The organism is Salegentibacter haimaensis (genome assembly GCF_054121495.1).
The window spans coordinates 329,058-355,208 of the sequence record NZ_JBSYGH010000001.1 but is presented as its reverse complement, the minus strand read 5'-3'; the positions used below and the strand labels follow the sequence as shown (position 1 = coordinate 355,208).

Genomic DNA, 26,151 nt, shown 5'->3' with positions numbered 1-26,151 from the left:
TATTATTTTTTTTGTTCAATCCTGCTCCTGGGTTAAGCCGATAAATGGCTCAAAAGAGTAGAATGTATTCAAGTTAAGTTTTTCGATTTAAACTGGTATATCCAAACCAAAGAATTTTCGATAACTCTCCGGATTTTCCACAACTCCTCTTTCAGAAACCAATTTAATATTAATGTTTTTTCTTTTGGCTTTAATGGCAAATTCATCCAGAATTTCAAGAATATCGTAATCAAGTACCCTGGTTTTGGTAACATCTATTTCAACAAAAGCGTTTTCTGGCAAATCGTTTAGTTCCCTAAGAATGGCTCCTTTATTTAAGAAAGTTACTTCTTCAGCAAGTGTGATCTTGTAATTTCCGTCTTTTACGTCATAGCCTTCTTTATGCAGGAAGTGAGAGTTTTTGTAGGAGTTAATAAGAATTACACTAATTCCAACTACCAGTCCAAGGCCAATTCCCATTAGCAGATCCAGGAATACCACCCCTAAAACCGTTACCAGAAAGGGTAAAAACTGGGCCTTTCCAAGCTTGTATAACTGGGCGAACAGCGCCGGTTTAGCCAGTTTATAACCCACCAAAAGCAGTACAGCGGCCAAAACCGAAAGCGGAATCATATTTAAAAGAGTTGGAATGGCGATGATGGAAATAAGAATCAGAAATCCGTGCATAATGGCAGAAAGTTTAGTTCTACCTCCAGATTGCATGTTGGTTGAACTTCTTACAATTACCTGGGTAACCGGAAGCCCGCCAATCAATCCTGAGATCATATTCCCCGCACCCTGCGCATATAATTCGCGGTTGGTGTTAGTTGTACGTTTCCAGGGGTCGAGCTTATCTATGGCTTCTACACTAAGCAGAGTTTCCAAACTCGCAACGATTGCCAAAGTAATAGCTACAATCCACACCTCGCTGCTTCCAATAGCACTAAAATCGGGAAATGAAAACTGGGCTACAAATGAGTCTATGCCATCTGGAACCGGTACGCTTACCAATTGATATTCTCTTATGCCAAGAGCAGAATCGCCCATTAGCACATAATATAATACCCCAACCACTACGGCTACCAGTGGACCCGGTACAATTTTAAAGATATTATGCTTATGCACCAGTACTTTTTCCCAAAGCAAAAGTATAGCCATTGCAATTAGCGTTACTATAATGGCTCCCGGAGAAATGGCGCTGGTAAAATTGTTTAGAATTCCCAAAATACCGTCGCTATAGGAGAAAATCTCCACATCGGATGCGATTCCAAAGGCATTGGGCAACTGAGATATGGCTATGGTAATACCAATCCCGGCTAACATGCCTTTGATTACCGATGAGGGGAAATAGTAACCTATAATCCCGGCTTTCAAGGCGCCCATAATAATTTGAAGGACTCCACCTAAAACCACGGCTACAAGGAAAATATCAAAAGCGCCCAGGGATTGAATTGCCCCCAAAACAATTACGGCGAGGCCGGCAGCAGGACCACTAACTCCTAATTGGGAGTTGGAAATTGAACCTACTACAATCCCCCCAACCATTCCGGCAATTAAACCTGAAAACAAGGGGGCGCCACTGGCCAGTGCAATTCCAAGACATAATGGAATAGCGACAAAAAATACCACTATACTGGCAGGAAAATCTTTGTTGATGTACTTAAACATAAAAATCGGATATTAAGTTCCAGGCACTGCTGCCCGGATAAATTTAGAAAGTTGAAGATAATGTTAGAACTCAGAGGAAATTCCAAATCGTTTGGAATCCTGTTATTTTAGGCCTGTTAATAGGCCATTAGAGTTCGAAAAGTATTGGAAATGTTATGCTACCAGCCTGGGAGGCGGTGAGTTTACATCGAGAAAGACCACAGGATAATCCCGGTCGTAAAAATGCCCCGGATTTTTAAGCTCCTGCAAATAGTGAATGCTTTCGTAATTTGAAGACATTTCTTCAAGATTATATTCCAGGCTTAGCTGGTTTTTAGAAGAGCTTTCTTCTTCCCCCATACTGTAAACAAGGCTTACATTCGCCGTATCATCAAAACAGGCAATGAGACTTGGGGTAGCTAAAAAAGCCACAAAGAGAAAGCATAATATTACGGCTATCTTTTTCACAGTTGGCAAAAATATGATTTTTTTAGCATTATTAAAAAAGGATTATAAAACTTCGGGTTAATTCTCTTTTAAGTTTGCTATAATTTTTTAAGATGGCTACCATCTATCCATCCCTGCGCCCCGTTCGCTAATTCTATTCTTACCCAATTTTGGTAATCTTCCAGCACCCTGGTTTTTGCTCCTTCGTGCAATATAAAAGAAACATCTTCCCTGAGGCTGGGTTCATTACGAATTTCGGCTTCCTCGCTATACACAATCGCATATTGAGTATTTTGCTGAAGATTGTATTGACTAAACGCAAAATAGACCGCAATCAGACCAAAAATCAATATAAGAAGTGCCCCGGCGAAAAAGCTGCGCTTCATTATCGTTTTTCTGCTGAAGTAATATAATAAAAACAACAGCGCAAAAAGCAGTGAACAAATTATGGAAATCCAGCCCCAGGTATTAAAGCTAATTCCTGTGTCGAGATTAAAGCCGGTATCTTCCCTGGCCTGGATTTCATCCAGGGCCATTCGTTGTGCAAATTCCAGATTCGTTTTTATATCGGCATCATCGGGAGCGAGCTGTAAGGCCTTCTCGTAATTATAAATGCTGGGCGCAATATGATTTTGCTTGTAATGTGCATTTGCCAGGTTAAAATATAAAGCTGCCGATTCTTCTCCATTTTCAAGAATTTTCTCGTAAGCAGATACGGCCTGCTCATAGTTTCCCCCTGCGTAAGCTGCGTTACCCTGCTCAAAAAGCTCTTCATTTTGTGCAAAGATGGACCCTGCAACAAAAAGCATCGAAAAAAATACAATCAGATTTTTCATTTTTAAAGGCTTTTATCGAGTTCAGAAATTACACTTACCGAGCGCTCGTAGTCCTGTTCGATAGCCACGGTCGAGGCCGGAGTATACCGGGCAAATTCACAGGATTTTAGAAGATCCAGAAATTCAGTACGGGTACCTGGCTCTACCCCTTTCTCCTGAAGGATTTCAGAAATACGATCTTTGCTCATTTCTACCGTGGTTATCTTTAATTTGGCCTTCAGGTAATTATGCAATGCTTTTTCCAGAGCAACATAAAACATCTTGCGATCGGCCTTATTCTTTTTGGCTTCCGACAGGTATTTTCGAGCCAAACGATTTGCTTTTTTTTGCCTGTTGCCTTCAGCATCTGCCGCCAGGGCCTCCCGCTTTTTACCTAAAACAATCGCCAAAGGAATTAATAACAACGGGCTAATCAAGGCAGTCCAGTATTTCCAGGAATTTATAAAGGCCGGGGATCCTATGGCCTTTAAATTTGCGTTTTGTTTTATAAATCTAAAGGCATCTGGATTTGCGGCAATAGGTTGCTTACCTCCACTTCTGCCTGAAGCTAGCGCAGCACCTCCCGGTCTTTCGCCTACATCAAGCAGCATTTCTGCCGAAGTTCTTTTCTTATACGTCCCGGTTTCAGGATCAAACCAGGAAAATTCCATAGGCTGAATGGGGTATTTCCCCTTTTGGGAAGGCACCAGCGTATAGGTTTCAGCAAGGCTTCCCTGCATTCCTGAAAGATTTGTGCTTATATTTTCTGCGCGCTCGGGCTCATACATTTCAATACTGGAAGGCACATTTAATCGCGGAAGATCAAAGAGTTTGAGATTCCCTGTTCCCTTCACCTGTACTTTCGCCTGCACAGATTCGGTTGCATTTAGCTCATTTTTATTCAGGCTTACGTCGAATTCATATTTTCCCACCGCCCCGGTAAAACTCGCCGGCCGGCCTTCAGAAGGTAGAGGTTTCACATTAATGGTTCTACTACCTGCGGCAACGGTCTTATCTACCGTGGTGTAAATTCTACCGCCAAACAAATCCCGGCGTTCGGTAGGTACATCTACTGCAATAGAAAGCGTAAGTGGCTCTATAGTAAGTTCACCGGTTTTTTGAGGATATAGCACTGTTCTTCTCAACACCACATAGCGATAAGGCTCCCCTCTAAATTCACCATTCTCAACCCGCAACTGCTTAATATCCATATTCTGGCTCCAGAAATCGGCATACTTGGGATTATCTAATTCCCGCCAGTTGCTAACGCTTACCCGGGGGCTTACATATAATTTATAAACCACATTAATCGCCTCATTGAGATAGGGTGATGTATTGGAAACCTCGGCAACTAAATGAAGGTTATCACTGGCTATGAGGTCGGCATTATTACCGTCTGTTGGTTTATCTACCGCCGCGGTAACCTCTACCGCCAGCGGGGAGGTTTTATAGGTTTTATTATCGATAATGATCTCGGCCTGTCCTATGGTTTTTTTACCACGGGAGTTGGGCTGTAAATAGAAAGAGTAGGTTTTCGAATAGCTCCTTTGCCCGTTAATCCAGCTATTGCTAACCGATTGGTTAGGGCCTCCCACCACGCTGAAACCATCAAAAGAGGGTGGCTTGAAGTTGTCGCCATCCTGGTTCATTTCAAAATCTACCCTAAGGCGTTCGTTCACCCCCAGCCGCTCCTTGCTAACTTTGGCTTCAAATTTCACCTGGGCCTGCAATATGCCACCCAATAGTAAAAGAAATCCGGTAATGAGAGTTGTAAGCTTCATGAATTATTGCTACTCGTATATTTTTTGATTTTTCCAGATTAATTCTCTGCAAAAATTTTACCAATCTTTTTCAGAACGAGACCTGGCACCTTTGGCTTTTTCGGCGTTTATCTTATCCTGTATCTTGCGCTCCTCATTTTCCATGGCCTCGAGTAAGCTTTTTATCTGTTCGGGCGATAACTGGCCCTGGGCAGGTTGTGGTTGTTGCTGCTGGTTATCTCCTTGCTGTTCCTGCTCGGGCTCGCCTTCGCCTTCATCCTGGGGTTGATCCTTTTCGCCTTCGCCTTCCTGAGGTTCTTCCTGCTCCTGTTCTCCTTCATCCCTGGGCTGCTCCTGCTCATTATCGCCATCGCCTCCCTGATTTTGATCCTGTTCCTCATTCTCCTCCTGCTGATCATCTTCGCCGCCACCGCCGCCGCCTTCCTGCTCTTCTTCCTCCAGCATCTTTTTAGCCAGGGCATAATTATAGCGGGTTTCATCATCCTTAGGATTATTCCGCAAGGCATTTTTATAAGCCTCTACAGCTTCTTTATATCTTTTTTGCTTCATAAAGGAATTCCCTAAATTATGGAAGGCCTTATGTTTATCGTCTCTGGTTTCTGCCCTCTCAGCGGCCTGTCTTAGTCGGCTTTCGGCTTCAGGAGTTTTTTCTTTGGCGTAATAGAGATTCCCCATATTATATCGCGCGGCAGCATTATCGGGATCTTTGGCTATCGCCAACCTATAGGCAGCTTCAGCCGAGGCAAAATCGTTTTCAGACATAGCTTCACGCGCCTCACGCATTAGAGCACGTGCCTCACGCTCAGCCTTTTTGTCAGTTTCCTGAGCCAGCAAAGGAAAAGCCGTCAAAAATAACAGCAGAAAAATACAAATATGTGCAGCCTTAAATTGCATTACTTTTCCTTTTTGCGATATTCATTAAACAAATCAAGTCTCTTTAACCAGGCGGTTTTGCGCTCTAAGATGAACACATCCAACAGAAGAAATAATAATGCCAAACCTAAAAACCACTGAAACTGAGATTTAAAATCGGCAAACTGCTGGGCTTCAAACTCAGATCTTTCGATATTTTGCAGTTCCTCTCTAATACTTTTGGTTACCTGTGCAGTGATATTTCCATCTATATAACTTCCCCTCGCCAGGGAGGCAATTTCTGTTAAAATCTCATTATCCCTGCGGGTTATAACCGTTTCACCTTCGCGATCTTTCTTGTAGTTCAGGATAACTCCATTTCTTTTAATCGGAATAGGATTTCCTTCCTCAGTCCCTACCCCTATGGTAAAAATTCTTATTCCTTTAGCTGCGGCCTCCCGGGTTACTTCTTCATAATTGCCTTCGTGATCTTCACCGTCGCTTATAATCACTAAAACCTTATTGGTTTGTGATTCTTCTTCAAAATAATCTGAAGCCAGCGTGATTGCATCGGCAATTGCGGTTCCCTGCGAAGAAAGCATATCGGTATTCAGCGACTGCAGGAACATTCGCGCTGCCGAATAATCGGTAGTGATGGGCAGTTGAGGATAAGCGCTTCCGGCATAGGCGATAAGCCCTATTCTATCTCCGGCAAGGTCGCCCATAATTTGCCGCACCAATTGTTTGGATTTCTCAAGGCGATTGGGGGCCACATCTTCAGCATCCATACTTTTAGAAACGTCTATGGCAAAGACTATATCAACGCCTTCTCTTTTAACGGTCTCCATTTTTGATCCCATCTTGGGATTAACCAGGGCGATAGCCAAACTCGCCAGGGCCAGGCTAACAAATAGCAGTTTTAAAAACTGTTTAAAAGAAGACCGGTTTGGGCTAAGCTGTCGTAGAAGATCGGGATCGGCAAATTTCTTTCGCGTTCTGGCCTGCCATATTCTCAATACCAAATACAGCAAAACCACCAGCGGTACCGCCAGCAATAACCAAAAGTATATTTTCTCTTCTAAAAACATTTAAATAAAACTTCTGAATATGGTATACCTCAGCAAACTCTCAAAAAACACCAGGCCTAAAGCTAAAAGCACAAAAGGCCTGAATTTCTCTTCGTAATTTCTATAGGTAAATTCCTCGATTTCGCTTTTTTCAAGGCTGTCTATTTCGTCATATATCTCCTCCAGGCTTTCATTATCGGTCGCCCTGAAGTATTTCCCGCCGGTTTGACTGGCGATTTGTTTGAGCAGGTCTTCATCAATTTCAACCTGTACCCTGCCGTATTGGTAGCGACCATTAGGCAAAATGCCTACAGGCGACATTGCCATTCCATTGGTACCAACCCCTATGGTATAGGTTTTAATTCCAAATTCAACCGCCAGCTCCCCTGCGATTTTGGGGTCTATAAAACCAGAATTATTTACTCCATCGGTTAAAAGTATGATCACTTTGCTTTGCGCATCAGAATCTTTTAATCTGTTTACCGAGGTTGCCAGGCCAGAGCCAATTGCAGTCCCACCTTCCAGAACATTATCAAAATCCAATTCTTCAAGGGAATTTATCACAATGGCTTTATCGCTGGTTAAGGGCATACGGGTATAACTTTCGCCGGCATAAATCACCAGGCCTATCCTATCGGCAGGGCGGTTTCTAACAAAATCGGAAGCCACCTCTTTTAAGGCTTCCAATCGATTTGGCTCCAAATCTCTGGCCAACATACTGGCCGAAACATCTATGGCCATAATAATATCGATTCCCTGGGTGCTGCTGGTGCGGGTGCTAACGTCTACGGTACGCGGCCGGGCCAAAGCGATAATAATTAATGCCAGGGCTATAAGTCGTAAAGCAAAAAGCACCGGTCTGAATTTTGCCAGAATTGAGCCTTTTTTAAATCCCTGGATACTGGAGATCTTTAGTTCGGCGGTTTGCTGATGTCTTTTCTTAAAAAACCAGAACCCAGCCAATGGCAGTAATAAAAACAGCCAAAAAAACTCCGGATTTTCAAAAGTATAATTAGCAAACATCAATCTTCAGTATTTCTAAGTTCTACCGAGTCTATTATTCTTCGGGCTATTTTTTCGGCGTATTCATCTCCCTGCTCATAAACCACAGTAATTTGCTGAAACCCACCGCTTTCTCCAAAATTCAGTATCGAATATTCATTTTGTTGTGGTCTTCCCGTCACAGGGTTTTCCATTTCCAGCGTGCCGAATACCCTAATGCCTTTCGCGCCGTTTAGCGTGGTGAACTCCTCCTCTTTCATGATAATATTCCGGGCGCCCTGCTGCTCTAAATTTTCATAGATTCCCTCAACTGCTTTTTCGAGATCAAATTTGCTTTCTGCACTTAAATTCACGGTAGTGACCAAAGAATAAAAATTGCTGGCAAGGCTGCCGTACGCGAAACTCTCGCTTCCCAGCAAAGCCTGCCGCACTTCCCGGCTTAATTCCAGTTCGGTGCGTTTCAATACTCTTGGAGTGGTAATCGTAACCGGCGGATTTCCATAAGCACTTTGAATCCAGTCTCCCTCCAATAACTCTTTGGTAGGATGCCCAATAAGGCTTTCTTTTAAATATCCCGGGCCTTTTATATAAATGAGACTTCCCAGGCTAATTAAAACAACTATCGCCACCGCTCCCACAGCGTATATGATTCGTTTGCGTTTTTTCTCGCGCTCCCGCTCCAGCCTGTATGCCTCGTCCCTTAATTTCTCTTCTTCTGAAACTTCGGGCGCCGCGGTTTTTACATCATTTATTATAAACTCTACTTTCTTTCGGTCGTCTTTTGCAGTGATCACATCGGGACGGGAATTGGCAAATTTGGCCAAATCGGCACGCTGAAGGATTAGTTTTAAATTATTGATGGTTTTATCATCCAACTGCAACTCGCCGGCCTGTCGTTTTAATTCGAGCCATGCTACCAGTTCACTGGTGGTACTTTCAAGGGCGCGGTCGTAGAGTTTTCTGTCAATGAATTTTCGGGCGGCAAAGGTGAGCCTTGAGTAATACTCCTTCACCTCGCGCTGTTCTAAAAGATGATCTTCATCGAGTTTCTTCAGCTGAAAAATTGCCTCTTCATAAGGCGGTAATTCTTTGGCTTCTTCTCTTTTTCTTTTCCTTCGTCTGAAGAAGAAAAAAGCAGCTAATAAAATGCCTAAAATCGCCAATAACCACCAAAACCAGTTAGGAATGCTGAACCCACCGGGAACCTCTACATAAGGTTTGATATCGTACATTTTTTGCTTGGTGGTGTCTACCTCAACATCGGCAACTTCGATTAAAATAGAATCGGTAAGATATTCCCGGTCGTTTACCAAAACCCGCTGCTGCGGAATGCTATATCGGCCCGAATCGAACTGGGTTAAAGCGTATTCTTTTAAAAGTCGTAGCCTATCCTGTGCACGAGTGGTATCGGGATCAAAAGATTCTACCACCTCCATCGGATTAAAGGTTTCGGCTTCCGGAAAAATCACCACCTCATCTGCCGCCGATTCTACCAGAATGCGATAGCGTATTTGCTCGCCAATTTGAATTGACGCGGTATCTACTTCCGAAGATACTTTCGCCTCTTGCGAGAAGCCTTCCCAGGGGAAACACAGGAGTATAAACACAGAAAACCAGCCGAACAGGCTGAGTCTTAATTGTGGTTTTCTATGAATAAATGACTTCATATCCTTCTTTTAAAATATCCCAATAGCTGTTTTACGTAACTCTCATCTACACGAGTATTGATAACTCCTGCGCCACTTAGTTTAAAACTGTCGTTAAAATAATTGAGATTTTGTCTGTAATTTTTTGCGTATTCGTTTCTAAGAGCCTTTGAGCCGGTATTTACGGTGATGAATTCGCCGGTTTCTTCATCGAGCATTTGTACCAGGCCAAGATTGGGAATTTCTACCTCCCGGCGGTCGAAAACCCGAATCCCCGTGACATCATGTTTATTTGCTGCAATTTTCAGGCTATGCTGGTATTCGGCATTAAAAAAATCGGATAGGATAAACACGATTGCCTTTTTCTTCATCACATTAGATAAATACTTCAAGGCGGCATTGATATCGGTTTTTTTGCCCTCGGGTTTAAATTCCAGCAATTCCCGTATGATGCGAAGCACGTGAGACCTTCCCTTTTTTGGAGGGATATATAATTCAATTTTATCTGAAAACAACATCAACCCGATCTTATCGTTGTTTTGCGTGGCTGAAAATGCCAGAGTTGCTGCAATCTCGGTGATCACGTCTTTTTTAAACTGATTCTGTGTCCCAAACATTTGCGACCCTGAAACGTCTACCATTAGCATTAGGGTGAGTTCACGCTCTTCTTCAAAGACCTTTACAAAAGGTTCGCTGTAGCGGGCGGTAACATTCCAGTCTATATTCCGCACATCGTCTCCAAACTGGTATTGCCTCACCTCGCTAAAGGTCATCCCTTTTCCTTTGAAAGCCGAATGATACTCGCCCCCAAACACATGATCGCTCAGGCGGCGGGTCTTGATCTCTATTTTTCGTACTTTTTTGAGTAGTTCTTTGGTATCCATAGTCTCCTGAAATCAGGTGCTGCTCGTTGGAAAACTGAAATTTTTAAGGCGATTTTTCAGGTTTTAGGGCACTTCTATTTCGTTCACAATTTTGTTTACGATATCTTCAGAAGTTACATTTTCGGCCTCGGCCTCGTAGGTAATTCCAATTCGGTGGCGCAACACGTCAAGAACCACGGCACGAACATCTTCAGGAATCACATATCCGCGGCGGCGAATAAAGGCATAACATTTAGCAGCGGTCGCCAGGTTAATACTACCCCTGGGAGATGCCCCAAAACTAATTAGCGGTTTCAATTCTTCCAGCTTATACTTCTGCGGATTCCTGGTGGCGAAGATGATATCCAGGATATATTTTTCAATTTTTTCATCCATATAAACTTCCCGAACGGCTTCCTGGGCTCTTAAGATCTGCTCCAGGCTTACCACGGGATTTACCTTTGGAAATGCTCCTTTTAGATTAGCTCTCATAATGAGCTGCTCATCGGCCATTTGCGGATAATCGATCACGGTTTTCAACATAAAACGGTCTACCTGGGCTTCAGGTAAAGGGTAGGTTCCTTCCTGTTCTACCGGGTTTTGCGTGGCCATCACCAAAAAGGGTTTATCAAGCCTAAAAGTTTCTTCTCCAATGGTCACCTGCTTCTCCTGCATTGCCTCCAGCAAGGCCGATTGCACCTTGGCCGGAGCCCGGTTAATCTCATCGGCAAGTACGAAATTGGCGAAAATAGGACCCTTTTTAATGCTGAAGTCGTTAAGCTTCATATTATAGATCAGGGTACCCACCACATCGGCAGGTAATAAATCGGGGGTAAACTGAATACGACTAAAGCTGCCGTGCACGGCCTGGGAAAGCGTATTGATCGCAAGGGTTTTGGCAAGCCCGGGAACCCCCTCTAAAAGGATATGCCCCTGGCCTAAAAGCCCGATAAGTAGGCGTTCAACCATATGCTTTTGACCAACAATAACTTTATTGATCTCGCCTGTTAAGGCCGTTACAAAAGCACTTTCTCTTTCTATTTTTTCATTTATACTGGCAATGTCTACCGAAGAATCATTTTCTAACATTTCGTCAAAAATTTAGGAGTGGTGAATATACACACAAGATACGAAGGCTACAAATTGAAAAATTATTTGAATTTCCTCAATTAAATTTGGATTAAAAATCAAAAAAAGGGCAGTAAAATACCGCCCTTCTTCTTAATAAATTAGATTTTCGGAGAAAAGATTAATTTTCAGATCCATCGATATACAGGGTTTCCAGATCGGTGGTTTCATTTTCAGAAACGCTTACATCATTTACAGTGTACACTCCATAGCCGCTGGCAGCATCGGGAGTAACGGTCACTTTATAAACTCCTGCAGGCACGCCGTGTAATACAAACTCACCATTATCGCTGGTATAGGCAGAGATAGTATGTGAGCCGTTAGCAGCTTTTACCAAAGCACGGTAAGTGGTAGGGTGAATGTCTCCGGCAATGATTCCGGTATTGGCCATAGCAGTGGCTCTAATTACGGGTTTAAGGATTTTACCTCCGTTTCCGGTAGTCACGATAGAATTTTCTACGTCGAAATCTAAAAGGAACTCATAGTGCTCTCCGGCTTCAAGTTCCTGATTTACGTTGATCTTAAGACCCGATTGTTGAGCGCTGGGAGTAGAAAGTGGTTCAGATTCACCATTAATCACTACAGAATTATCGGTTCCCAAAACCAGTCTTATTTGATGAAGGTAACCCGCCGGGATATCGGCTTCGGCAAGTAATTGGGAAACTCCTCCGGTTAGTTGAAGTAAATCATAAACACCGGTGTCTACATCGTCAAGACTTATCCAGGAGTCATCTTCGTCTGGATCGCTCTCAGCATCCATCTTAATTCTTACATCCTGTACATCTACATACACAGCTTCATAATCACCCGGAGCATCGGTTAATCTAACGCTTATTCGGGCGTCCTGCTCATTTAGGTTGTCGTTTTCGGTATCATCGTTACAACTTGTGAAACCTACTGTAACCAAAGCCAATAAAAACAGGCTCTTCACACTAAAATTCATTAAAGATTTTTTCTTATTCATAAATAGATTTATTTGGGTTGGGTTGAATAACGCCATATAATCGCTGAAATTTTAAAACTTAAGAATTCTTAACAAAATTTAACATCACCGAAATAAAGCCGCAGGCTTAAAATAGTTTCTTATTTTAGGTGGCAGATATCTGATCTTTCAGAGATTAATGCCCAATTGCTATGATCAACAAACGACTTTTAATCAAAAACCTGTTGGCCCATAATGGCGAAAACAGTTTTTACGATAAAAAGCTGAAGCTGAGCATAGGGGAAAGAGAGGGTAAAGCCAAATTTTTGAAGCACGTCTGTGCCCTGGCCAATTCAAACCCTGAAAACAATTCCTATATCGTAATTGGGGTTAAAGACAGCGATAATTCAATAACAGGAATAGATTTCTTCGACGACAGTAAAATCCAGAATCTGGTAAACGCATACCTGAAGAATGCCCCGCTGGTAAGCTATGAAAATATTCCTTTTCCACATTTGCCCGATCATTTGGTGGTGGGCCTGGTAAGCATTAGACCCAATCGCGGGAAGCTGTGTTCCCTGAAAAAGAATATCTGGAAATATTTTGCAGGAACTGTTTTTGTTAGGGAAGGAAGCATTAGTATGCCGCAAACTGAAGCAATTGAACTTCAGGATCGAAATTCTGAAATAGTAGCTTCCATAGAAAATCATTCCCACAATAATATTGAACTCACCCTCGATGGGGTTTTTGATTTTATGAAAAAAAGACGGGATTATGAACCTACCTATAAAGTCTTCAAAGAATATTTTGTGGTGTGCTGGGCCGGCAAAAAAAAGAACCTTGGCAGCAAAACCTATTATTCCCGTGTAGATATCGAGCTCATCAATGAACAGGTAAAACTTTTTTATTCAGACCTGGATGAAATAAGCATTAGTCTGTCTGAAGAGGCCTTTAAAATCCAGGAATTCGTTCATCTCGGGGTTCACGATAGTTTTAAATACTATCCGCTTGAGGAAGTAGTGATTAAGTTTAAGAATAATATGAGCTATGAGATTGAAAGCCACTTATTATTTGAACCCCCAAAATTCGATCGCAAGATCCTGTATCATATTTATAATCATAACAACAGTCTTATTCAGAAACTAAAAAAAGGCCATTCACTTAGTCAAATACAGTTAAGAGATCTTAAAAATTTACCTTCAACTTATTTACTTTGTTATTTTAACGATTTTGAAATGGCCCTGGAGAAATTGGAAGAAGCCCGGCCGTATTTAAAGGCAACAAATTTGGAGGCCTACCAGGCTTATAAAGAGAGTATGCGAATTTTGAGGAAAGTAAAATACAACTAAATCTATGAGCAGAAGTATTGCATTTGGAGATATTCACGGCGGACTAAAAGGACTGGTGCAACTTTTGAAACGCATTAATATCACCCCCGAAGATGAACTTATTTTTCTTGGAGATTACGTAGATGGCTGGAGCGATTCGGCCAATGTGGTATCCTATCTCATAGAATTGGCCAAACAGAACAGCTGCATTTTTATTAGGGGAAATCACGACGATCTCACCCACAACTGGCTTGCTACCGGGAAATTGCGGGAACAATGGCTGCAACATGGCGGCCAGAGCAGTATAGATGCCTACCGCAATTTTACTTCAGCAGAGAAAGGCCAGCATATTGAGTTTTATAATCAAATGCTGAATTATTATATCGATAAAGAAAACCGGCTATTTGTACACGCGGGGTTCACCAATTTGCACGGCCCTGAGGCCGAATATCACGATACAGGCTTTTACTGGGATCGTACTTTATGGGAAATGGCTCTCTCCCTAGATCCAGATTTAAGCCCCGGTGACGAATACTATCCCAAAAGACTTCACCTCTTTGAAGAAATTTTTATAGGGCACACCCCTACTACCAGGATTGGTAAAACCCATCCCGTCAATAAAGCCAACGTTTGGAACATCGACACCGGTGCCGCTTTTACAGGACCTATAAGCGCAATAGACGTGAAGACCAAAGAAATTTGGCAAAGTGACCCCGTTCACCGGCTCTATCCTAATGAAGACGGCAGAAATTAAGAGGATTTTTATAGAATTTAGTTATATGAAACTTATCTTTGTGATTTAAGCAAATTGCCTTTTATTTGCTGATGTTCATATAGATGTAAAAAACTGCACGGTTCTTGAACATAAATTAAACAATTATTAAAGCCCGGGAATTTTCGGGTTTTAAAGAAATCAAAGTTATGGCCCTAAGTAATATGCGTTTGGAAGTGATGAAAACCGTTGAGAAAAAAGTAGACGGTTTTATCGATAAATATTTAATCCCGGTTGAAAAAATCTGGCAACCTACAGATTTGCTCCCCAATCTTCAAAAAGAAGACTATCACGATGAATTAACTCAAATTCGTGAGGAAGCCAAAGAATTAGGTTATGATTTTTGGGTAGTTCTGGTAGCCGATATGGTGACCGAAGAAGCTCTGCCTACTTACGAATCCTGGCTAATGGATATGGAAGGGGTCAACCAGCGCGAAAGAGCTGAAAACGGGGAACAAAACCCCTGGAGTAAATGGATTCGCCACTGGACCGGGGAAGAAAACCGCCACGGCGACACCCTAAATAAATACCTTTACCTTTCTGGACGTGTAAATATGCGCGAAGTTGAAATGACTACGCATCACCTCATCAACGACGGATTTGATATAGGTACCGGGCGCGATCCTTACCGAAACTTCGTATATACCAGTTTTCAGGAACTGGCAACAAATATTTCTCACAAAAGAGTAGGCCAGATCGCCAAAAAGAAGGGTAATAAATTGCTAGGCAAGATGTGTAATATTATCGCCGGCGATGAGATGAGACACTATATGGCCTATCGCGAATTTGTGAAAACCATTTTCGAAATAGACCCCAGCGAGATGATGCTGGCATTCCACGATATGATGAAGAAAAAGATCGTAATGCCTGCCCAGTTTATTCGCCAAAGCGGTGAAAATATTGCTGAAGCTTTTGAGAACTTTTCGAATGCCGCCCAGAGACTTGGAGTTTATACTACCGAAGATTATATAGACATCTTAAAAACTCTGAACAATTACTGGCAAATCGATAAGATGAATAATCTTACCGACGAGGCAGAAAAGGCCAGAGATTACCTGATGAAGTTACCAGATCGTATGACCAGAATTGCTTCCAGAATGGCAATACCTGAAGATCAACATAAATTTAAATGGGTAGAGGCCAACGGTACTTTATAAAACCATTTTACAAGCATACTTTAAAAGCCGCTTCCAATCGAAGCGGTTTTTTTATGTTCCAGGGTCAATTTTTTAAAAAGATTTAACTTCAGCATAAACTTGATTCTAATCAGTTTTTAGGATCTTTTAGCTGAATTCTAAAAATGCTCTTTTGCATAAGGCTTAATTTTGCTGCGAAATTTTATCTACTATGAACAAAGGAATCTATATCGCCACCCTCGAGCCGCATAGCGGAAAATCCATGATGTCGCTGGGACTTATGAGAACCCTGCTTGGAAAAATGGTGAAGGTGGCTTATTTCAGGCCAATTATAAACGATGTGCCCGCCGGAGAACGGGATAATCACATAGATACCGTTTTAAAATATTTTAAGCTGAATCTTCCTTACGAAGACACCTTCGCTTTCACCCGAAGTCAGGTAATCCAGAAGCGAAATGAAGGAAAAGGTGGCGAAATTATCGATACGATTATTCAGAAGTATAAAAAGCTGGAAGAAGAATTCGACTTTATTCTGGTAGAGGGAAGCGATTTCTCGGGAGAAGGCAGTGTTTTCGAATTCGACGTAAATGTGCTTATCGCCAAAAATCTGGGAATTCCGGTAATTATTATCGTTAGCGGGCAGCACAAAACCTGGGAAGAATTGTTGGGCAATCAGCAAATGGCTTACCGCGCTTTTAAGGATAAGGAGGTAGAAGTGCTGGCGATGGTAAGCAATAAAATTATGGAAGAAAACCTGGATCCCGCTAAAAAGAATATGCGTGATTTTCTTCCTGAAGAAGTCGAGGTTTTCGCGATTCCGCTAATTCAAACCCTCGACAATCCTACACTCAAAGAAATCGTAAAAGCCCTGAACGGAAAGGTGCTTTTCGGCGAAAAATTCCTCAATAATCAAAGCGGAAGTTTTGGCGTGGGCGCTATGCAACTGCGAAATTACCTTACTACTTTAAAAAGCGAAAGCCTGGTGATTACCCCGGGAGACCGTGCCGATATTATTCTTGGTGCTTTGCAGGCCAACATTTCGAGCAATTACCCAAGAATTTCGGGAATTATTCTTACCGGCGGCCTTATTCCTGAACCTTCTATCTTAAAGCTTATCGAAGGACTTTCAGAAATTGTTCCAATTATTTCGGTAGAAGAAGGCACTTTTGCCGTGACCAATAAAGTTGGGGCGATAAAATCGAATATCTATGCCGATAGCCTTCAGAAGATACAAACCACCATCAGCATTTTTGAGCGTTATGTGAGTATTGACCCTCTGGTTGAAAAATTCATCAATTACAAACCACAGGGAATTACGCCCAGAATGTTTCAGTATAGCCTCGTAAAAAGGGTGCGAAAGGTAAAAAAACGCATAGTTCTTCCTGAAGGTAATGATCAGCGTATTTTACGCGCCGCAGCCAGGCTCGTAGATATGAATCTGGTAGATATCACCCTCTTAGGAAACAGGGAAGAAATTAGCAATATTGCGGCAAAACAGGGAATTCATCTGGATCTGGATAAAATTGAGATTATTGAACCCATAAAATCTCCAAATTTTAGAGATTATGCAGAAACTTTCTATGAACTAAGAAAGCATAAGGGTGTAAATATGGATATGGCCAAAGACCGAATGAGCGATGTCTCTTACTTTGGTACGATGATGATTCATAAAGGCCACGCCGATGGGATGGTTTCTGGGGCCGCGCACACCACCCAGCACACCATTTTACCTGCGCTTCAGTTTATCAAAACCAAACCCGGAGTTTCGGTAGTTTCCTCAGTTTTCTTTATGTGTTTGGAAGACCGGGTTTCGGTTTTTGGCGATTGCGCGATCAACCCCAATCCTACCGCCGAGGAACTGGCCGAAATCACCATATCTTCAGCCGAAAGTGCGGCCGCCTTTGGAATTGAACCAAAAATCGCAATGCTATCCTATTCCTCGGGAACTTCAGGAAAAGGAGCTGATGTGGATAGAGTTCGAAAAGCAACAGAAATCGTCAAGGAACGCCGTCCCGATTTAAAAATCGAAGGACCTATACAATACGATGCAGCGGTAGACATCAGCGTGGGAAAAAGCAAGCTGCCAGACTCTGAAGTAGCCGGGCAGGCCAATGTGCTTATCTTCCCCGACCTCAACACCGGGAACAACACCTATAAGGCTGTGCAGCGAGAAACCGGTGCGCTGGCCATAGGCCCAATGCTACAGGGACTCAACAAACCGGTAAACGACCTTAGTCGTGGTTGTACCGTAGACGACGTTTATAATACCGTAATTTTAACCGCCATTCAGGCACAGGGAATTTAATTCAGAAAGATGAAAAATATACTAGTAATAAACTCAGGAAGCTCTTCTTTAAAATTTCAACTCATCCAGATGCCGGCCGGGAAGGTCTTGGCCTCGGGCCTGGTAGAAAGAATTGGCCTGGAAGGCGCAAAACTGCATTATAAATCTGAAAAACACTCGGTATCAAAGGAGATTCCTATGCCCGATCACGCCGTAGCCTTAAAATCGGTTACCGAACTGTTGATGGACGCCGAAAACGGAGTGATAAAAGATGCTTCTGAAATCCCTGCAATTGGACATCGCGTGGTTCACGGGGGTGAAAGTTTTTCCCAAACCATCTTAATCGATGAAAAGGTAAAGGAAAAGATCAAAGAAAATTTTTCACTGGCTCCCCTGCATAACCCGCCAAATTTAAAAGGTATCGAAGTGGCCGAGAAACTTTTTCCAAATTCAAAACAGGTAGCGGTCTTCGATACAGCCTTTCATCGCAGCATCCCCGAAAGCGCAACCCGCTACGCCATCCCACCCGAATTTTACGAAAAACACCATATTCAGCTTTACGGCTTTCACGGTACCAGCCACAAATATGTGAGCGAAAAAGCCAACGAATATTTAGGCAAGAAAAATTCAAAATTAATCAGCATTCACCTGGGGAATGGTTGCAGTATTACGGCGATCAAAGATGGGAAAAGCATAGACCATTCCCTTGGGTTTGGTCCGGTGAACGGGCTTATTATGGGTACCCGCAGCGGGGATATAGACCAATCGGTGATTTTTTATATGATCGAACAATTAGGCTACACCGCCCAGGAAGTAAGCGACATTTTACACCATAAAAGCGGAATGCTAGGCCTTACCGGCTACAGCGACCTTAGAGACATCGAAGAACAGGCCGGAAATGGTGATCGAAAATGCCAGCTTGCTTTAGAGATGAATGCCTATCGCATTAAAAAATATATCGGCGCTTATATCGCTGCGATGAATGGGGTAGACGCGTTGATTTTCACCGCCGGAATTGGGGAAAACAGCGATGTGATTCGCAATCTGGTATGCCGTGACCTGGATTTCTTCGGAATTGAACTCGACAAAGAGAAAAATGCTGTTAGAGCGAAAGAGCTTAGGGAAATCAACACCGAAGCTTCAAAAGTGAAAATTTTGGTCATTCCAACCAATGAGGAAATCGAAATCGCTAAACAAAGTATGGAATTGATTTCCTAAATATTTCAATTTCATTAAAAATTTAGGCGTATTAAAAATTATTAATTAGGTTTTAGTACGCCTTATTTTTTCAGGGTTTTGACGTGTGTCAAAAACATTGGCTATTTCAATTCTTGATTGACTATTATTTATCCAATAAAGAATTTTATAATGTTTATATATTATATAGCGAAATTCTTGCTTTCGATGTATTAACCCGGATTCGACAGGACCAATTTCCGGTTGCTTTCGAATTTTCAATGTGGTTTCGACTATTCCCGTAACCAGTTTTTGTGCAGTTTGAGATCCTGCCCTTTCTTTATAGAAAAAAAATATCTTTGAGCTTATCCTGGGCAATTTGCAACCAATAAACCTCTAGCTCCACTTTTTAATTTCCTCTTTAAGGCCGGAGGCCTTTATCATTCTTCCATTTCTGGAATCTTCCATAGCCTGATCCAACTCTCTTTCATATTCTTCTACAGACATTGGTTTTAAATTTTCTTCAAGAAGCTCTAATTTTCTTTTAAGTAGAAAATTTTCCAGTGCTACAATAATCTCCTCATTTTGCAACTTGAGAAAATCCTGCACAAATAGTATCTTTCTGGTATCTAAATCCATTCTTCCGGCTTTGTATCAAAAATACAAAATCTAATGCCTTGTTTCTCCGATTTTTAAATTATCACCATATTTAATATCAGGCTTTATCCCTAAGTTTGCAAAAAATTTCTGGGACTTATGAGCAACTCCCCCAAGCCGGTTTTGGTAATCCTGGCCTTCTTTTCCATTTATTTTATCTGGGGGTCAACCTACCTGCTCAACAAGATCGCTGTTACAGAGCTTCCTCCTTTTATGTTAGCCGGCATCAGGTTTATAACCGCAGGTTTGCTCATCTTTCTTATTTGTAAGATTTTAAAGATCAACCTGCGAATAAGCCGGAAGCAATTTTTCAATACCATAATCGCCGGCTTTTTGTTCCTGGCTTTCGGGAACGGGGTAGTGGTTTGGGCCCTTAAATATGTAGACACCGGCTTTGCAGCCCTGGAGATCTCGGCCCAGCCCCTGGTGGTGCTGATTCTAATGCGCATACTTCAGGGTAAAAAGATCAAAGCAATGTCGATGATTGGAGTGGTTTTGGGAATAATCGGCATTTATTTGCTGGTAAGCCAAAAACAGGTCATCAATCAGGAAAATTCGGTTTTGGGAATGGGAATGATTTTTCTCTGCCTACTTAGCTGGGCTTACGGGAGCTTGTTTGTAGGTAAAGCCGATCTTCCTTCCAATCATTTTGTAAACACCGGGTATCAAATGTTTACCGGCGGAATTCTTCTTTTCCTTGGAAGCCTGGCCTTTGGCGAAAACTGGAGCTGGCCCAATACCTGGAGTGAACCAACCCGATATTCGATGCTTTTGCTTATCATCTTCGGAAGCATTGTAGCTTTCACCGCATTCAATTATTTGCTAAAAACCGTCTCTCCCGAAAAAGTGGCAACCTCAACCTATGTAAATCCCATTATCGCATTACTGCTGGGTTGGTATTTTCTGGAAGAACAAATCACGAATCAGTCCGTAGTTGCAGCTACGGTTTTGCTCACCGGGGTTTATTTTATCAACACCAAAAAAAGCCTGATGATTTTTGCCAGGTTTTCCCCGCGTTTCGGTAAAAAGTTGAACCAATAAGTTTTAAATTACCGCATAAACTTCAACTGAATGTATAGCCAAATCCTCGAACATATTTCCAAAGATATTTCTTTAAGCTCTTCGGAAGCAGAAGAATTCACCGGGATACTTTCAGAAAAGACAATTTTAAAGAAAGAGCTTCTCATAAGGCCCGGCGACCAGGTAAATTCAGAATATTATGTGGTAAAAGGTTGTTTGAAAGCCTACTATCGCGATGAAAATGGGGAAGATCATATCATTCAATTCGCTATTGAAGATTGGTGGATAAGCGATTTTGAAGCATTTTTCAATCAAAGCCCAGCCAAACTGTATGTGGAAGCTATCGAAGACTCTGTTTTACTGGGCATAGACAAAGATGCCCTGGAAGAGCTTTACCTGCGCATACCCAAATTCGAACGCTTTTTCAGAATTAAAACTACCAACGCATTTGTGGCCTTGCGTGCAAGAATTTTATCCAGCCTCCAAAAAACCGGAAAAGATCGCTACCTGGAATTTTGCGAAACTTATCCGAAAATTGAAAAGCGAGTACCCAATTATCATATCGCAAACTACCTGGGCCTAAAACCCGAAAGCCTGAGCCGAATTCGCAAAGATTTGGCTTAGCTTAACAAATTTTAACCTGCCTGCTTAACATACATCAAGCCTTTTTATAGGTTTTTGGGCTTAATTTTGGCCTCCTAAAAGATAAAGGAGTATTCACCTTTAATTTAATTGATGCTTGCATTTTCAGAAAGTAGCATCGAATAAAACATAATTTAAAAATCTAAATAATGAGCAGGAAACAGGCTTTATTAGAACCTTATAATTTAAACGGATTGAAACTACCAAACCGGGTAGCAATGGCTCCAATGACCCGAAGCCGGGCAAATAATCCCGAAAACAAGGCTACCGGTGAATTGCAGGGCGAATATTATAAACAACGCGCCAGCGCCGGACTCATCATTGCCGAAGGTTCTCAAATCTCCAAACGCGCCGTGGGTTATGTAAACACCCCGGGAATCTATTCTCAGGAACAGGTAGAAGGCTGGAAAGAAGTAACTCAAAAAGTCCACGAGGCTAATGGAAGAATTTTCCTTCAGCTGTGGCACGTGGGAAGAATGTCTCACCCCGATTTTCATAATGGGGAATTGCCATTAGCGACTTCCGCCATAAATCCCAATGCAAAATCTTTTACTCCTGAAGGTTTTAAAGATACCGTGACTCCAAAAGAGATGAGTATCGAGGAGATCAAAGAGACCATACAGGATTATAAAAAAGCGGCTAAAAATGCTTTGGAAGCCGGTTTCGACGGCATCGAAATTCACTCTTCCAACGGCTATTTGCTGCACCAGTTTTTTAACGGAACTTCAAACCATCGCAGCGATGAATATGGTGGCAGTATTGAAAACCGGACTAAAATCCTGTTTGAAGTGATCGATGCGATAAAAGAAGTGATGCCGGAAAACAAGATCGGACTTCGATTGAATCCGTCCTTGAATGGTATTTTTGGAATGACGATGGATGAAGAGACCATTCCAACTTTCGATTATATCATCAAAAAACTGAATGATTACGATCTGGCCTATTTGCACCTATCTGAGCCATTTAACGATGTTTCTGATATTCCTTATGCTGAAACTGAGATCGCCAAACGCTATCGCCCAATGTATAATGGTACGATCATTATTAATGCAGGCTTTGACCAGGAAAGCGGAAATAAGGTGATAGAAGAAGGCAATGCCGATTTGGTAGCCTTCGGAAAACCATACATTTCCAACCCCGACCTTGTGGAACGTTTTGAGCAAAATGTGCCCTTAAGCGAGTATGACGAAGATACTTTTTATACCCCCGGCAAAGAAGGTTACCTGGACTATGAAGCAAAAACCGAAAGAGCTGAAGTTTTGCAGTAAAAGATTAGAATATTAAAAATAAAAAGGCTGTTTAATACCTAAATGTCAATTCGAGCGGTCCCGATAATTATCGGGACGAGAATGTCTGAAAAAATTAAGACATTTCGACTGCGCTCAATGTGACAACATTAGATTTAAACAGCCTTTTTTAAGTCAAAATTTAATCCTACAAATCAAATTTAATACCCTGCGCCAATGGCAGCTCGGTAGTATAATTGATCGTATTAGTTTGACGTCTCATATAGATCTTCCAGGCATCAGAACCAGATTCTCTACCACCTCCGGTTTCCTTTTCTCCACCAAAGGCACCACCAATCTCAGCGCCTGAAGTTCCGATATTCACATTCGCAATTCCGCAATCTGAACCTTCTACCGAAAGGAATCTTTCGGCCTCTCGCAGGTTGTTGGTCATAATGGCTGAAGAAAGTCCCTGCACCACTCCGTTTTGAAGCTCCAGGGCATTCATCACATCGCCTGAATATTTCATAATATAAAGTACCGGCGCGAAAGTTTCGTGCTGTACGATTTCGTAGTGATTTTCAGCTTCGGCAATGGCGGGTTTTACATAGCAACCGCTTTCGTAGCCTTCCCCTTCGAGCACGCCACCTTCAACAAGAATTTTTCCGCCTTCCTGCACAACTTTCTCAAGCGCATTTTGGTAATTTTTTACCGCATCCTTATCGATAAGCGGCCCAACGTGATTGTTCTCGTCCAGCGGATTCCCAATTCGCAGCTGGTTATAAGCCGCCACGATTGCATCTTTTACTTTATCATAAATAGATTCGTGGATGATAAGTCTTCGGGTAGAGGTACAACGCTGTCCGCAGGTTCCTACGGCGCCAAAAACAGCTCCAATAACTGTATTTTTAATATCGGCATCAGGAGTTACGATAATGGCGTTATTTCCTCCTAATTCCAGGAGGGATTTTCCAAGTCTTGCCGCAACCGCCTGGGCTACTATTTTCCCCATTCTAATCGATCCCGTAGCCGAAACCAAAGGCACCCGTTTATCGTGGGTCATCATCTCTCCCACTTTATAATCTCCGGTGATCAAAGAAGAAATTCCGGCGGGCACTCCATTTTTCTCGAAAACACGGGCTGCGATATTCTGGCAGGCCACAGAAGTAAGCGGAGTTTTCTCTGATCCCTTCCAAACACAGGCATCGCCACAAACCCAGGCCAGAGCCGTGTTCCACGACCAAACAGCCACCGGGAAGTTAAAGGCCGAAATAATTCCAACCACACCAAGCGGGTGATATTGCTCATACATTCTATGCCCGGGCCGCTCTGAATGCATAGTAAGCCCGTGGAGCTGTCTTGACAATCCTACTGCAAAATCGCAGATATCAATCATTTCCTGAACTTCCCCAAGACCTTCCTGGTAAGATTTTCCCATTTCATAGGACACCAGTTTTCCCAGCGGTTCTTTAAGTCTACGAAGTTCCTCGTTGAACTGCCTTACCACTTCTCCCCGCTGTGGGGCCGGCCAGGTTCTCCATTTTTTAAAACCTTCAGTCGCAGTGGTGATCACTTTTTCGTAATCTTCTTTGGTGGTGGCTCTCACCTTCCCAATCAAAGCTCCGTCTACCGGAGAATAAGATTCGATCACTTCCCCGTTGCTAAACCAATCGGCGCCGGTGGAAGTTCCGTTATTTGTTTCGTTTAAGCCTAATTCTTTCAGGGCATCTTTAATCCCGAATTTTTCTGCTACGTCACTCATTAATTTAAATTTTTCTGTTAGTGTTTTCTCCAAATTGCAGGCGTTCTAAAAACTTTAAAGTTTTTCTGAAATTCTACAATTTAGACCTGGCTTTCGCCAGATTTCTGTATTCTTTTGTGTGTTCTTTGCGAAAATAGTAAAATTTAAACGCTAATCCTCATTAGCCACAAAGCGGTCGTCAACAGGCATCACCTCCCCGCAGTTATCACAGGTACGCAGTTCCTTACTTCCATAGAAATACTTGAAATGCCTTAAAAAATCGGTTTCTATGTCGGTTAATGGAAAATATACCTCGTAAAGCTTATGATTACAATTATCACAAAACCATAACAAGCCATCTTTAGCATCTACATCCTGGCGTTTACGCTCCACCACCAAACCTATGCTGTTTTCCTTTCGTACCGGCGAATGCGGCACTTTTGCCGGATGAAGGTACATATCGCCCGGGCCGAGTTTCATCGTTTTCTTTTGCCCGTCTTCCTGAATATGCACTTCAATCTCTCCTTCCAGCTGATAAAATAACTCTTCGGTTTCGTTATAATGATAGTCTTTGCGGGCATTGGGCCCGGCCACCACCATCACGATATAATCTTCAGACTCCCGATAAAGATTTCGGTTGCCCACTGGCGGTTTCAGGCTATCCCGGTTTTGTTCAATCCATTTATTCAGATTAAAAGGCTTATTTACAGGCATAATTTAAGTTTTAGCTAAAATTAAGCAATGTATGCCGCAACGAGGCCGATTTTTTTGATTTTTTGGGTGCCTTTACGGGCTATGCGCTGCAATTCCTCGCTCGCGCTAAAGCCGCGGCTGCGGGATTTTCGCTCCTATCCCTGGCGCGGCTTCAGAATTTCAAAAATCATTAACTTGGGCTTCAAATAATCGACTTCAAATGAAAAAAATTCTATTACTCCTAAGTCTATCCCTGGTTTTTGCCTGCAATTCTTCCGCAGAAAAAGAATCATCTACTTCTGAAAATACTCCACAAGACACTCCCAAAACTCAAAATTTCGGGATAGTGATTCACGGCGGTGCCGGGACGATTTTAAAAGAAAATATGACCGATTCGCTCGAGCAGGCCTATAACCAGAAACTGGAAGAAGCCATTCGCGTGGGGCACGAAATTCTCGCCAATGGCGGCAGCGCGATGGAAGCCGTTCAAAAAACCATTAATGTGATGGAAGATTCGCCTTTGTTCAATGCGGGTAAGGGCGCCGTTTTCACCAATGCTGAAACCAATGAACTGGACGCTTCGATTATGGATGGAAAAACGCTGAACGCCGGTGCAGTGGCGGGGGTAACCACCGTAAAAAACCCGATTAACCTGGCCTGGGAAGTGATGGAAAATTCAGAACACGTGATGATGGCCGGGAAAGGTGCCGAACTTTTCGCCGAAGAACGTGGGATGGAAATCGTAAACCCCGAATATTTTTATACCGAAAATCGCTTCCGCGGGCTTCAACGATTAAAAGAACGCGATGCGCAAAAAACCCAGCTCGATCACGACCAAAGCGCAGCCTTTATAGATCCTTATATCAAGGATTCAAAATTCGGAACTGTAGGCTGTGTTGCTTTAGATAAAGACGGTAACCTGGTGGCAGGAACATCTACCGGCGGAATGACCAATAAAAAATGGGGGCGTATTGGAGACGCCCCGATCATCGGTGCAGGAACCTATGCCAACAATAAAACCTGCGCAGTTTCGGCTACAGGCTGGGGGGAATATTTTATTCGTGGCGTGGTAGCCTATGATATTTCAGCTCTTATGGAATATAAAGGAATGAGCCTTCAGGAAGCGGCCAGGGAGGTAATTCAGAAAAAAGTACCCGAAATGGGGGGTGATGGTGGCATTGTGGCCATAGACCACCAGGGAAATATCGCGATGGAATTCAATACCGCCGGGATGTATCGTGCCCATATGAACAGCGAAGGAGAACTCAACATCGCCATTTATGGGGATGAATAATAAAAAGTTTCATTTCTTAAAAAATCCCATTGC

The 26,151-nt window shown here is 42.6% G+C and carries 23 protein-coding genes; 9 read left to right on the top strand and 14 right to left on the bottom strand.

Features of this window, described 5'->3' with window-relative positions; translation table 11 throughout:
* Nucleotides 1–87 precede the first annotated feature (87 nt).
* From ACW6QP_RS01675 to ACW6QP_RS01625, 11 genes are all read right to left on the bottom strand, one after another.
* On the bottom strand, nt 88–1,647 hold the full coding sequence (locus ACW6QP_RS01675) for a SulP family inorganic anion transporter (protein ID WP_457909095.1): 1,560 nt from the start codon (nt 1,645–1,647) through the stop codon (nt 88–90).
* 153 nt (nt 1,648–1,800) lie between these two features.
* Nucleotides 1,801–2,094, bottom strand: coding sequence for a hypothetical protein (locus tag ACW6QP_RS01670; RefSeq protein WP_457909094.1), 294 nt, complete (start codon nt 2,092–2,094; stop codon nt 1,801–1,803).
* A gap of 77 nt (nt 2,095–2,171) precedes the next feature.
* Complete coding sequence (locus tag ACW6QP_RS01665) at nt 2,172–2,909, bottom strand: tetratricopeptide repeat protein (RefSeq protein WP_457909093.1); 738 nt, start codon at nt 2,907–2,909, stop codon at nt 2,172–2,174.
* Between the two features lie 2 nt (nt 2,910–2,911).
* Complete coding sequence (locus ACW6QP_RS01660; RefSeq protein ID WP_457909092.1) at nt 2,912–4,669, bottom strand: BatD family protein; 1,758 nt, start codon at nt 4,667–4,669, stop codon at nt 2,912–2,914.
* Nucleotides 4,670–4,726: 57 nt separating this feature from the next.
* On the bottom strand, nt 4,727–5,563 hold the full coding sequence (locus tag ACW6QP_RS01655; RefSeq protein ID WP_457909091.1) for a tetratricopeptide repeat protein: 837 nt from the start codon (nt 5,561–5,563) through the stop codon (nt 4,727–4,729).
* Entirely contained in the window at nt 5,563–6,609 is a 1,047-nt protein-coding gene (locus ACW6QP_RS01650) for a VWA domain-containing protein (RefSeq protein ID WP_457909090.1), read from the bottom strand. Before ACW6QP_RS01650 ends, ACW6QP_RS01655 begins: the two co-directional genes overlap by 1 nt.
* Nucleotides 6,610–7,611, bottom strand: a complete 1,002-nt coding sequence (locus ACW6QP_RS01645; protein WP_457909089.1) for a vWA domain-containing protein — start codon at nt 7,609–7,611, stop codon at nt 6,610–6,612.
* A complete protein-coding gene (locus ACW6QP_RS01640; RefSeq protein ID WP_457909088.1) occupies nt 7,611–9,257 on the bottom strand; it encodes a DUF4381 domain-containing protein in 1,647 nt (548 codons plus the stop codon). Before ACW6QP_RS01640 ends, ACW6QP_RS01645 begins: the two co-directional genes overlap by 1 nt.
* Complete coding sequence (locus tag ACW6QP_RS01635; RefSeq protein WP_457909087.1) at nt 9,254–10,120, bottom strand: DUF58 domain-containing protein; 867 nt, start codon at nt 10,118–10,120, stop codon at nt 9,254–9,256. Before ACW6QP_RS01635 ends, ACW6QP_RS01640 begins: the two co-directional genes overlap by 4 nt.
* Nucleotides 10,121–10,183: 63 nt before the next feature.
* Nucleotides 10,184–11,188: an AAA family ATPase gene (locus ACW6QP_RS01630; RefSeq protein WP_457909086.1), complete on the bottom strand. Its 1,005-nt coding sequence runs from the start codon at nt 11,186–11,188 to the stop codon at nt 10,184–10,186.
* Nucleotides 11,189–11,348: 160 nt separating this feature from the next.
* Nucleotides 11,349–12,191 carry a DUF4382 domain-containing protein gene (locus ACW6QP_RS01625; protein ID WP_457909085.1) on the bottom strand — a complete coding sequence of 281 codons (843 nt, stop codon included), beginning with the start codon at nt 12,189–12,191 and terminating at the stop codon, nt 11,349–11,351.
* 170 nt (nt 12,192–12,361) lie between these two features.
* Between ACW6QP_RS01625 and ACW6QP_RS01620 the strand changes: the two genes are divergently transcribed.
* From ACW6QP_RS01620 to ACW6QP_RS01600, 5 genes are all read left to right on the top strand, one after another.
* The gene (locus ACW6QP_RS01620) at nt 12,362–13,498 is read left to right on the top strand and encodes a DUF5929 domain-containing protein (protein WP_457909084.1); all 1,137 of its coding nucleotides are present in this window, start codon (nt 12,362–12,364) and stop codon (nt 13,496–13,498) included.
* 4 nt (nt 13,499–13,502) lie between these two features.
* Nucleotides 13,503–14,231, top strand: coding sequence for a metallophosphoesterase family protein (locus ACW6QP_RS01615; RefSeq protein WP_457909083.1), 729 nt, complete (start codon nt 13,503–13,505; stop codon nt 14,229–14,231).
* A gap of 167 nt (nt 14,232–14,398) precedes the next feature.
* Nucleotides 14,399–15,406 carry an acyl-ACP desaturase gene (locus tag ACW6QP_RS01610; RefSeq protein WP_457909082.1) on the top strand — a complete coding sequence of 336 codons (1,008 nt, stop codon included), beginning with the start codon at nt 14,399–14,401 and terminating at the stop codon, nt 15,404–15,406.
* 190 nt (nt 15,407–15,596) lie between these two features.
* Entirely contained in the window at nt 15,597–17,690 is a 2,094-nt protein-coding gene (gene pta, locus ACW6QP_RS01605; protein ID WP_457909081.1) for a phosphate acetyltransferase, read from the top strand.
* A 9-nt stretch (nt 17,691–17,699) separates the two neighbouring features.
* Entirely contained in the window at nt 17,700–18,887 is a 1,188-nt protein-coding gene (locus tag ACW6QP_RS01600) for an acetate/propionate family kinase (RefSeq protein ID WP_457909080.1), read from the top strand.
* A gap of 354 nt (nt 18,888–19,241) precedes the next feature.
* On the opposite strand, the gene ACW6QP_RS01595 is transcribed toward ACW6QP_RS01600, so the two are convergent.
* Complete coding sequence (locus ACW6QP_RS01595) at nt 19,242–19,484, bottom strand: hypothetical protein (RefSeq protein WP_457909079.1); 243 nt, start codon at nt 19,482–19,484, stop codon at nt 19,242–19,244.
* Between the two features lie 117 nt (nt 19,485–19,601).
* Here ACW6QP_RS01595 and ACW6QP_RS01590 point away from each other — a divergent pair, with 117 nt between their 5' ends.
* From ACW6QP_RS01590 to ACW6QP_RS01580, 3 genes are all read left to right on the top strand, one after another.
* Complete coding sequence (locus ACW6QP_RS01590) at nt 19,602–20,543, top strand: EamA family transporter (protein ID WP_457909078.1); 942 nt, start codon at nt 19,602–19,604, stop codon at nt 20,541–20,543.
* A gap of 30 nt (nt 20,544–20,573) precedes the next feature.
* Nucleotides 20,574–21,146: a Crp/Fnr family transcriptional regulator gene (locus tag ACW6QP_RS01585; protein WP_457909077.1), complete on the top strand. Its 573-nt coding sequence runs from the start codon at nt 20,574–20,576 to the stop codon at nt 21,144–21,146.
* 167 nt (nt 21,147–21,313) lie between these two features.
* Entirely contained in the window at nt 21,314–22,432 is a 1,119-nt protein-coding gene (locus ACW6QP_RS01580) for an alkene reductase (RefSeq protein ID WP_457909076.1), read from the top strand.
* A gap of 166 nt (nt 22,433–22,598) precedes the next feature.
* On the opposite strand, the gene amaB is transcribed toward ACW6QP_RS01580, so the two are convergent.
* Together amaB and ACW6QP_RS01570 are read right to left on the bottom strand one after the other, a co-directional pair.
* Entirely contained in the window at nt 22,599–24,152 is a 1,554-nt protein-coding gene (amaB, locus tag ACW6QP_RS01575) for an L-piperidine-6-carboxylate dehydrogenase (RefSeq protein WP_457909075.1), read from the bottom strand.
* Between the two features lie 150 nt (nt 24,153–24,302).
* Nucleotides 24,303–24,845: a 3-hydroxyanthranilate 3,4-dioxygenase gene (locus tag ACW6QP_RS01570; RefSeq protein WP_457909074.1), complete on the bottom strand. Its 543-nt coding sequence runs from the start codon at nt 24,843–24,845 to the stop codon at nt 24,303–24,305.
* Nucleotides 24,846–25,044: 199 nt separating this feature from the next.
* Here ACW6QP_RS01570 and ACW6QP_RS01565 point away from each other — a divergent pair, with 199 nt between their 5' ends.
* On the top strand, nt 25,045–26,118 hold the full coding sequence (locus ACW6QP_RS01565; RefSeq protein ID WP_457909073.1) for an isoaspartyl peptidase/L-asparaginase family protein: 1,074 nt from the start codon (nt 25,045–25,047) through the stop codon (nt 26,116–26,118).
* The last annotated feature ends 33 nt before the right edge of the window (nt 26,119–26,151 follow it).

What these genes read in the sequence shown, in the direction of transcription:
- ACW6QP_RS01630 (WP_457909086.1), bottom strand. Translation starts at nt 11,188, where the DNA reads ATGTTAGAAAATGATTCTTCGGTAGACATTGCCAGTATAAATGAAAAA.
- ACW6QP_RS01675 (WP_457909095.1), bottom strand. Translation starts at nt 1,647, where the DNA reads ATGTTTAAGTACATCAACAAAGATTTTCCTGCCAGTATAGTGGTATTT.
- ACW6QP_RS01650 (WP_457909090.1), bottom strand. Translation starts at nt 6,609, where the DNA reads ATGTTTTTAGAAGAGAAAATATACTTTTGGTTATTGCTGGCGGTACCG.
- ACW6QP_RS01615 (WP_457909083.1), top strand. Translation starts at nt 13,503, where the DNA reads ATGAGCAGAAGTATTGCATTTGGAGATATTCACGGCGGACTAAAAGGA.
- amaB (WP_457909075.1), bottom strand. Translation starts at nt 24,152, where the DNA reads ATGAGTGACGTAGCAGAAAAATTCGGGATTAAAGATGCCCTGAAAGAA.
- ACW6QP_RS01645 (WP_457909089.1), bottom strand. Translation starts at nt 7,611, where the DNA reads ATGTTTGCTAATTATACTTTTGAAAATCCGGAGTTTTTTTGGCTGTTT.
- ACW6QP_RS01565 (WP_457909073.1), top strand. Translation starts at nt 25,045, where the DNA reads ATGAAAAAAATTCTATTACTCCTAAGTCTATCCCTGGTTTTTGCCTGC.
- ACW6QP_RS01590 (WP_457909078.1), top strand. Translation starts at nt 19,602, where the DNA reads ATGAGCAACTCCCCCAAGCCGGTTTTGGTAATCCTGGCCTTCTTTTCC.
- ACW6QP_RS01635 (WP_457909087.1), bottom strand. Translation starts at nt 10,120, where the DNA reads ATGGATACCAAAGAACTACTCAAAAAAGTACGAAAAATAGAGATCAAG.
- pta (WP_457909081.1), top strand. Translation starts at nt 15,597, where the DNA reads ATGAACAAAGGAATCTATATCGCCACCCTCGAGCCGCATAGCGGAAAA.
- ACW6QP_RS01665 (WP_457909093.1), bottom strand. Translation starts at nt 2,909, where the DNA reads ATGAAAAATCTGATTGTATTTTTTTCGATGCTTTTTGTTGCAGGGTCC.
- ACW6QP_RS01610 (WP_457909082.1), top strand. Translation starts at nt 14,399, where the DNA reads ATGGCCCTAAGTAATATGCGTTTGGAAGTGATGAAAACCGTTGAGAAA.
- ACW6QP_RS01640 (WP_457909088.1), bottom strand. Translation starts at nt 9,257, where the DNA reads ATGAAGTCATTTATTCATAGAAAACCACAATTAAGACTCAGCCTGTTC.
- ACW6QP_RS01620 (WP_457909084.1), top strand. Translation starts at nt 12,362, where the DNA reads ATGATCAACAAACGACTTTTAATCAAAAACCTGTTGGCCCATAATGGC.
- ACW6QP_RS01660 (WP_457909092.1), bottom strand. Translation starts at nt 4,669, where the DNA reads ATGAAGCTTACAACTCTCATTACCGGATTTCTTTTACTATTGGGTGGC.
- ACW6QP_RS01595 (WP_457909079.1), bottom strand. Translation starts at nt 19,484, where the DNA reads ATGGATTTAGATACCAGAAAGATACTATTTGTGCAGGATTTTCTCAAG.
- ACW6QP_RS01580 (WP_457909076.1), top strand. Translation starts at nt 21,314, where the DNA reads ATGAGCAGGAAACAGGCTTTATTAGAACCTTATAATTTAAACGGATTG.
- ACW6QP_RS01585 (WP_457909077.1), top strand. Translation starts at nt 20,574, where the DNA reads ATGTATAGCCAAATCCTCGAACATATTTCCAAAGATATTTCTTTAAGC.
- ACW6QP_RS01655 (WP_457909091.1), bottom strand. Translation starts at nt 5,563, where the DNA reads ATGCAATTTAAGGCTGCACATATTTGTATTTTTCTGCTGTTATTTTTG.
- ACW6QP_RS01625 (WP_457909085.1), bottom strand. Translation starts at nt 12,191, where the DNA reads ATGAATAAGAAAAAATCTTTAATGAATTTTAGTGTGAAGAGCCTGTTT.
- ACW6QP_RS01600 (WP_457909080.1), top strand. Translation starts at nt 17,700, where the DNA reads ATGAAAAATATACTAGTAATAAACTCAGGAAGCTCTTCTTTAAAATTT.
- ACW6QP_RS01570 (WP_457909074.1), bottom strand. Translation starts at nt 24,845, where the DNA reads ATGCCTGTAAATAAGCCTTTTAATCTGAATAAATGGATTGAACAAAAC.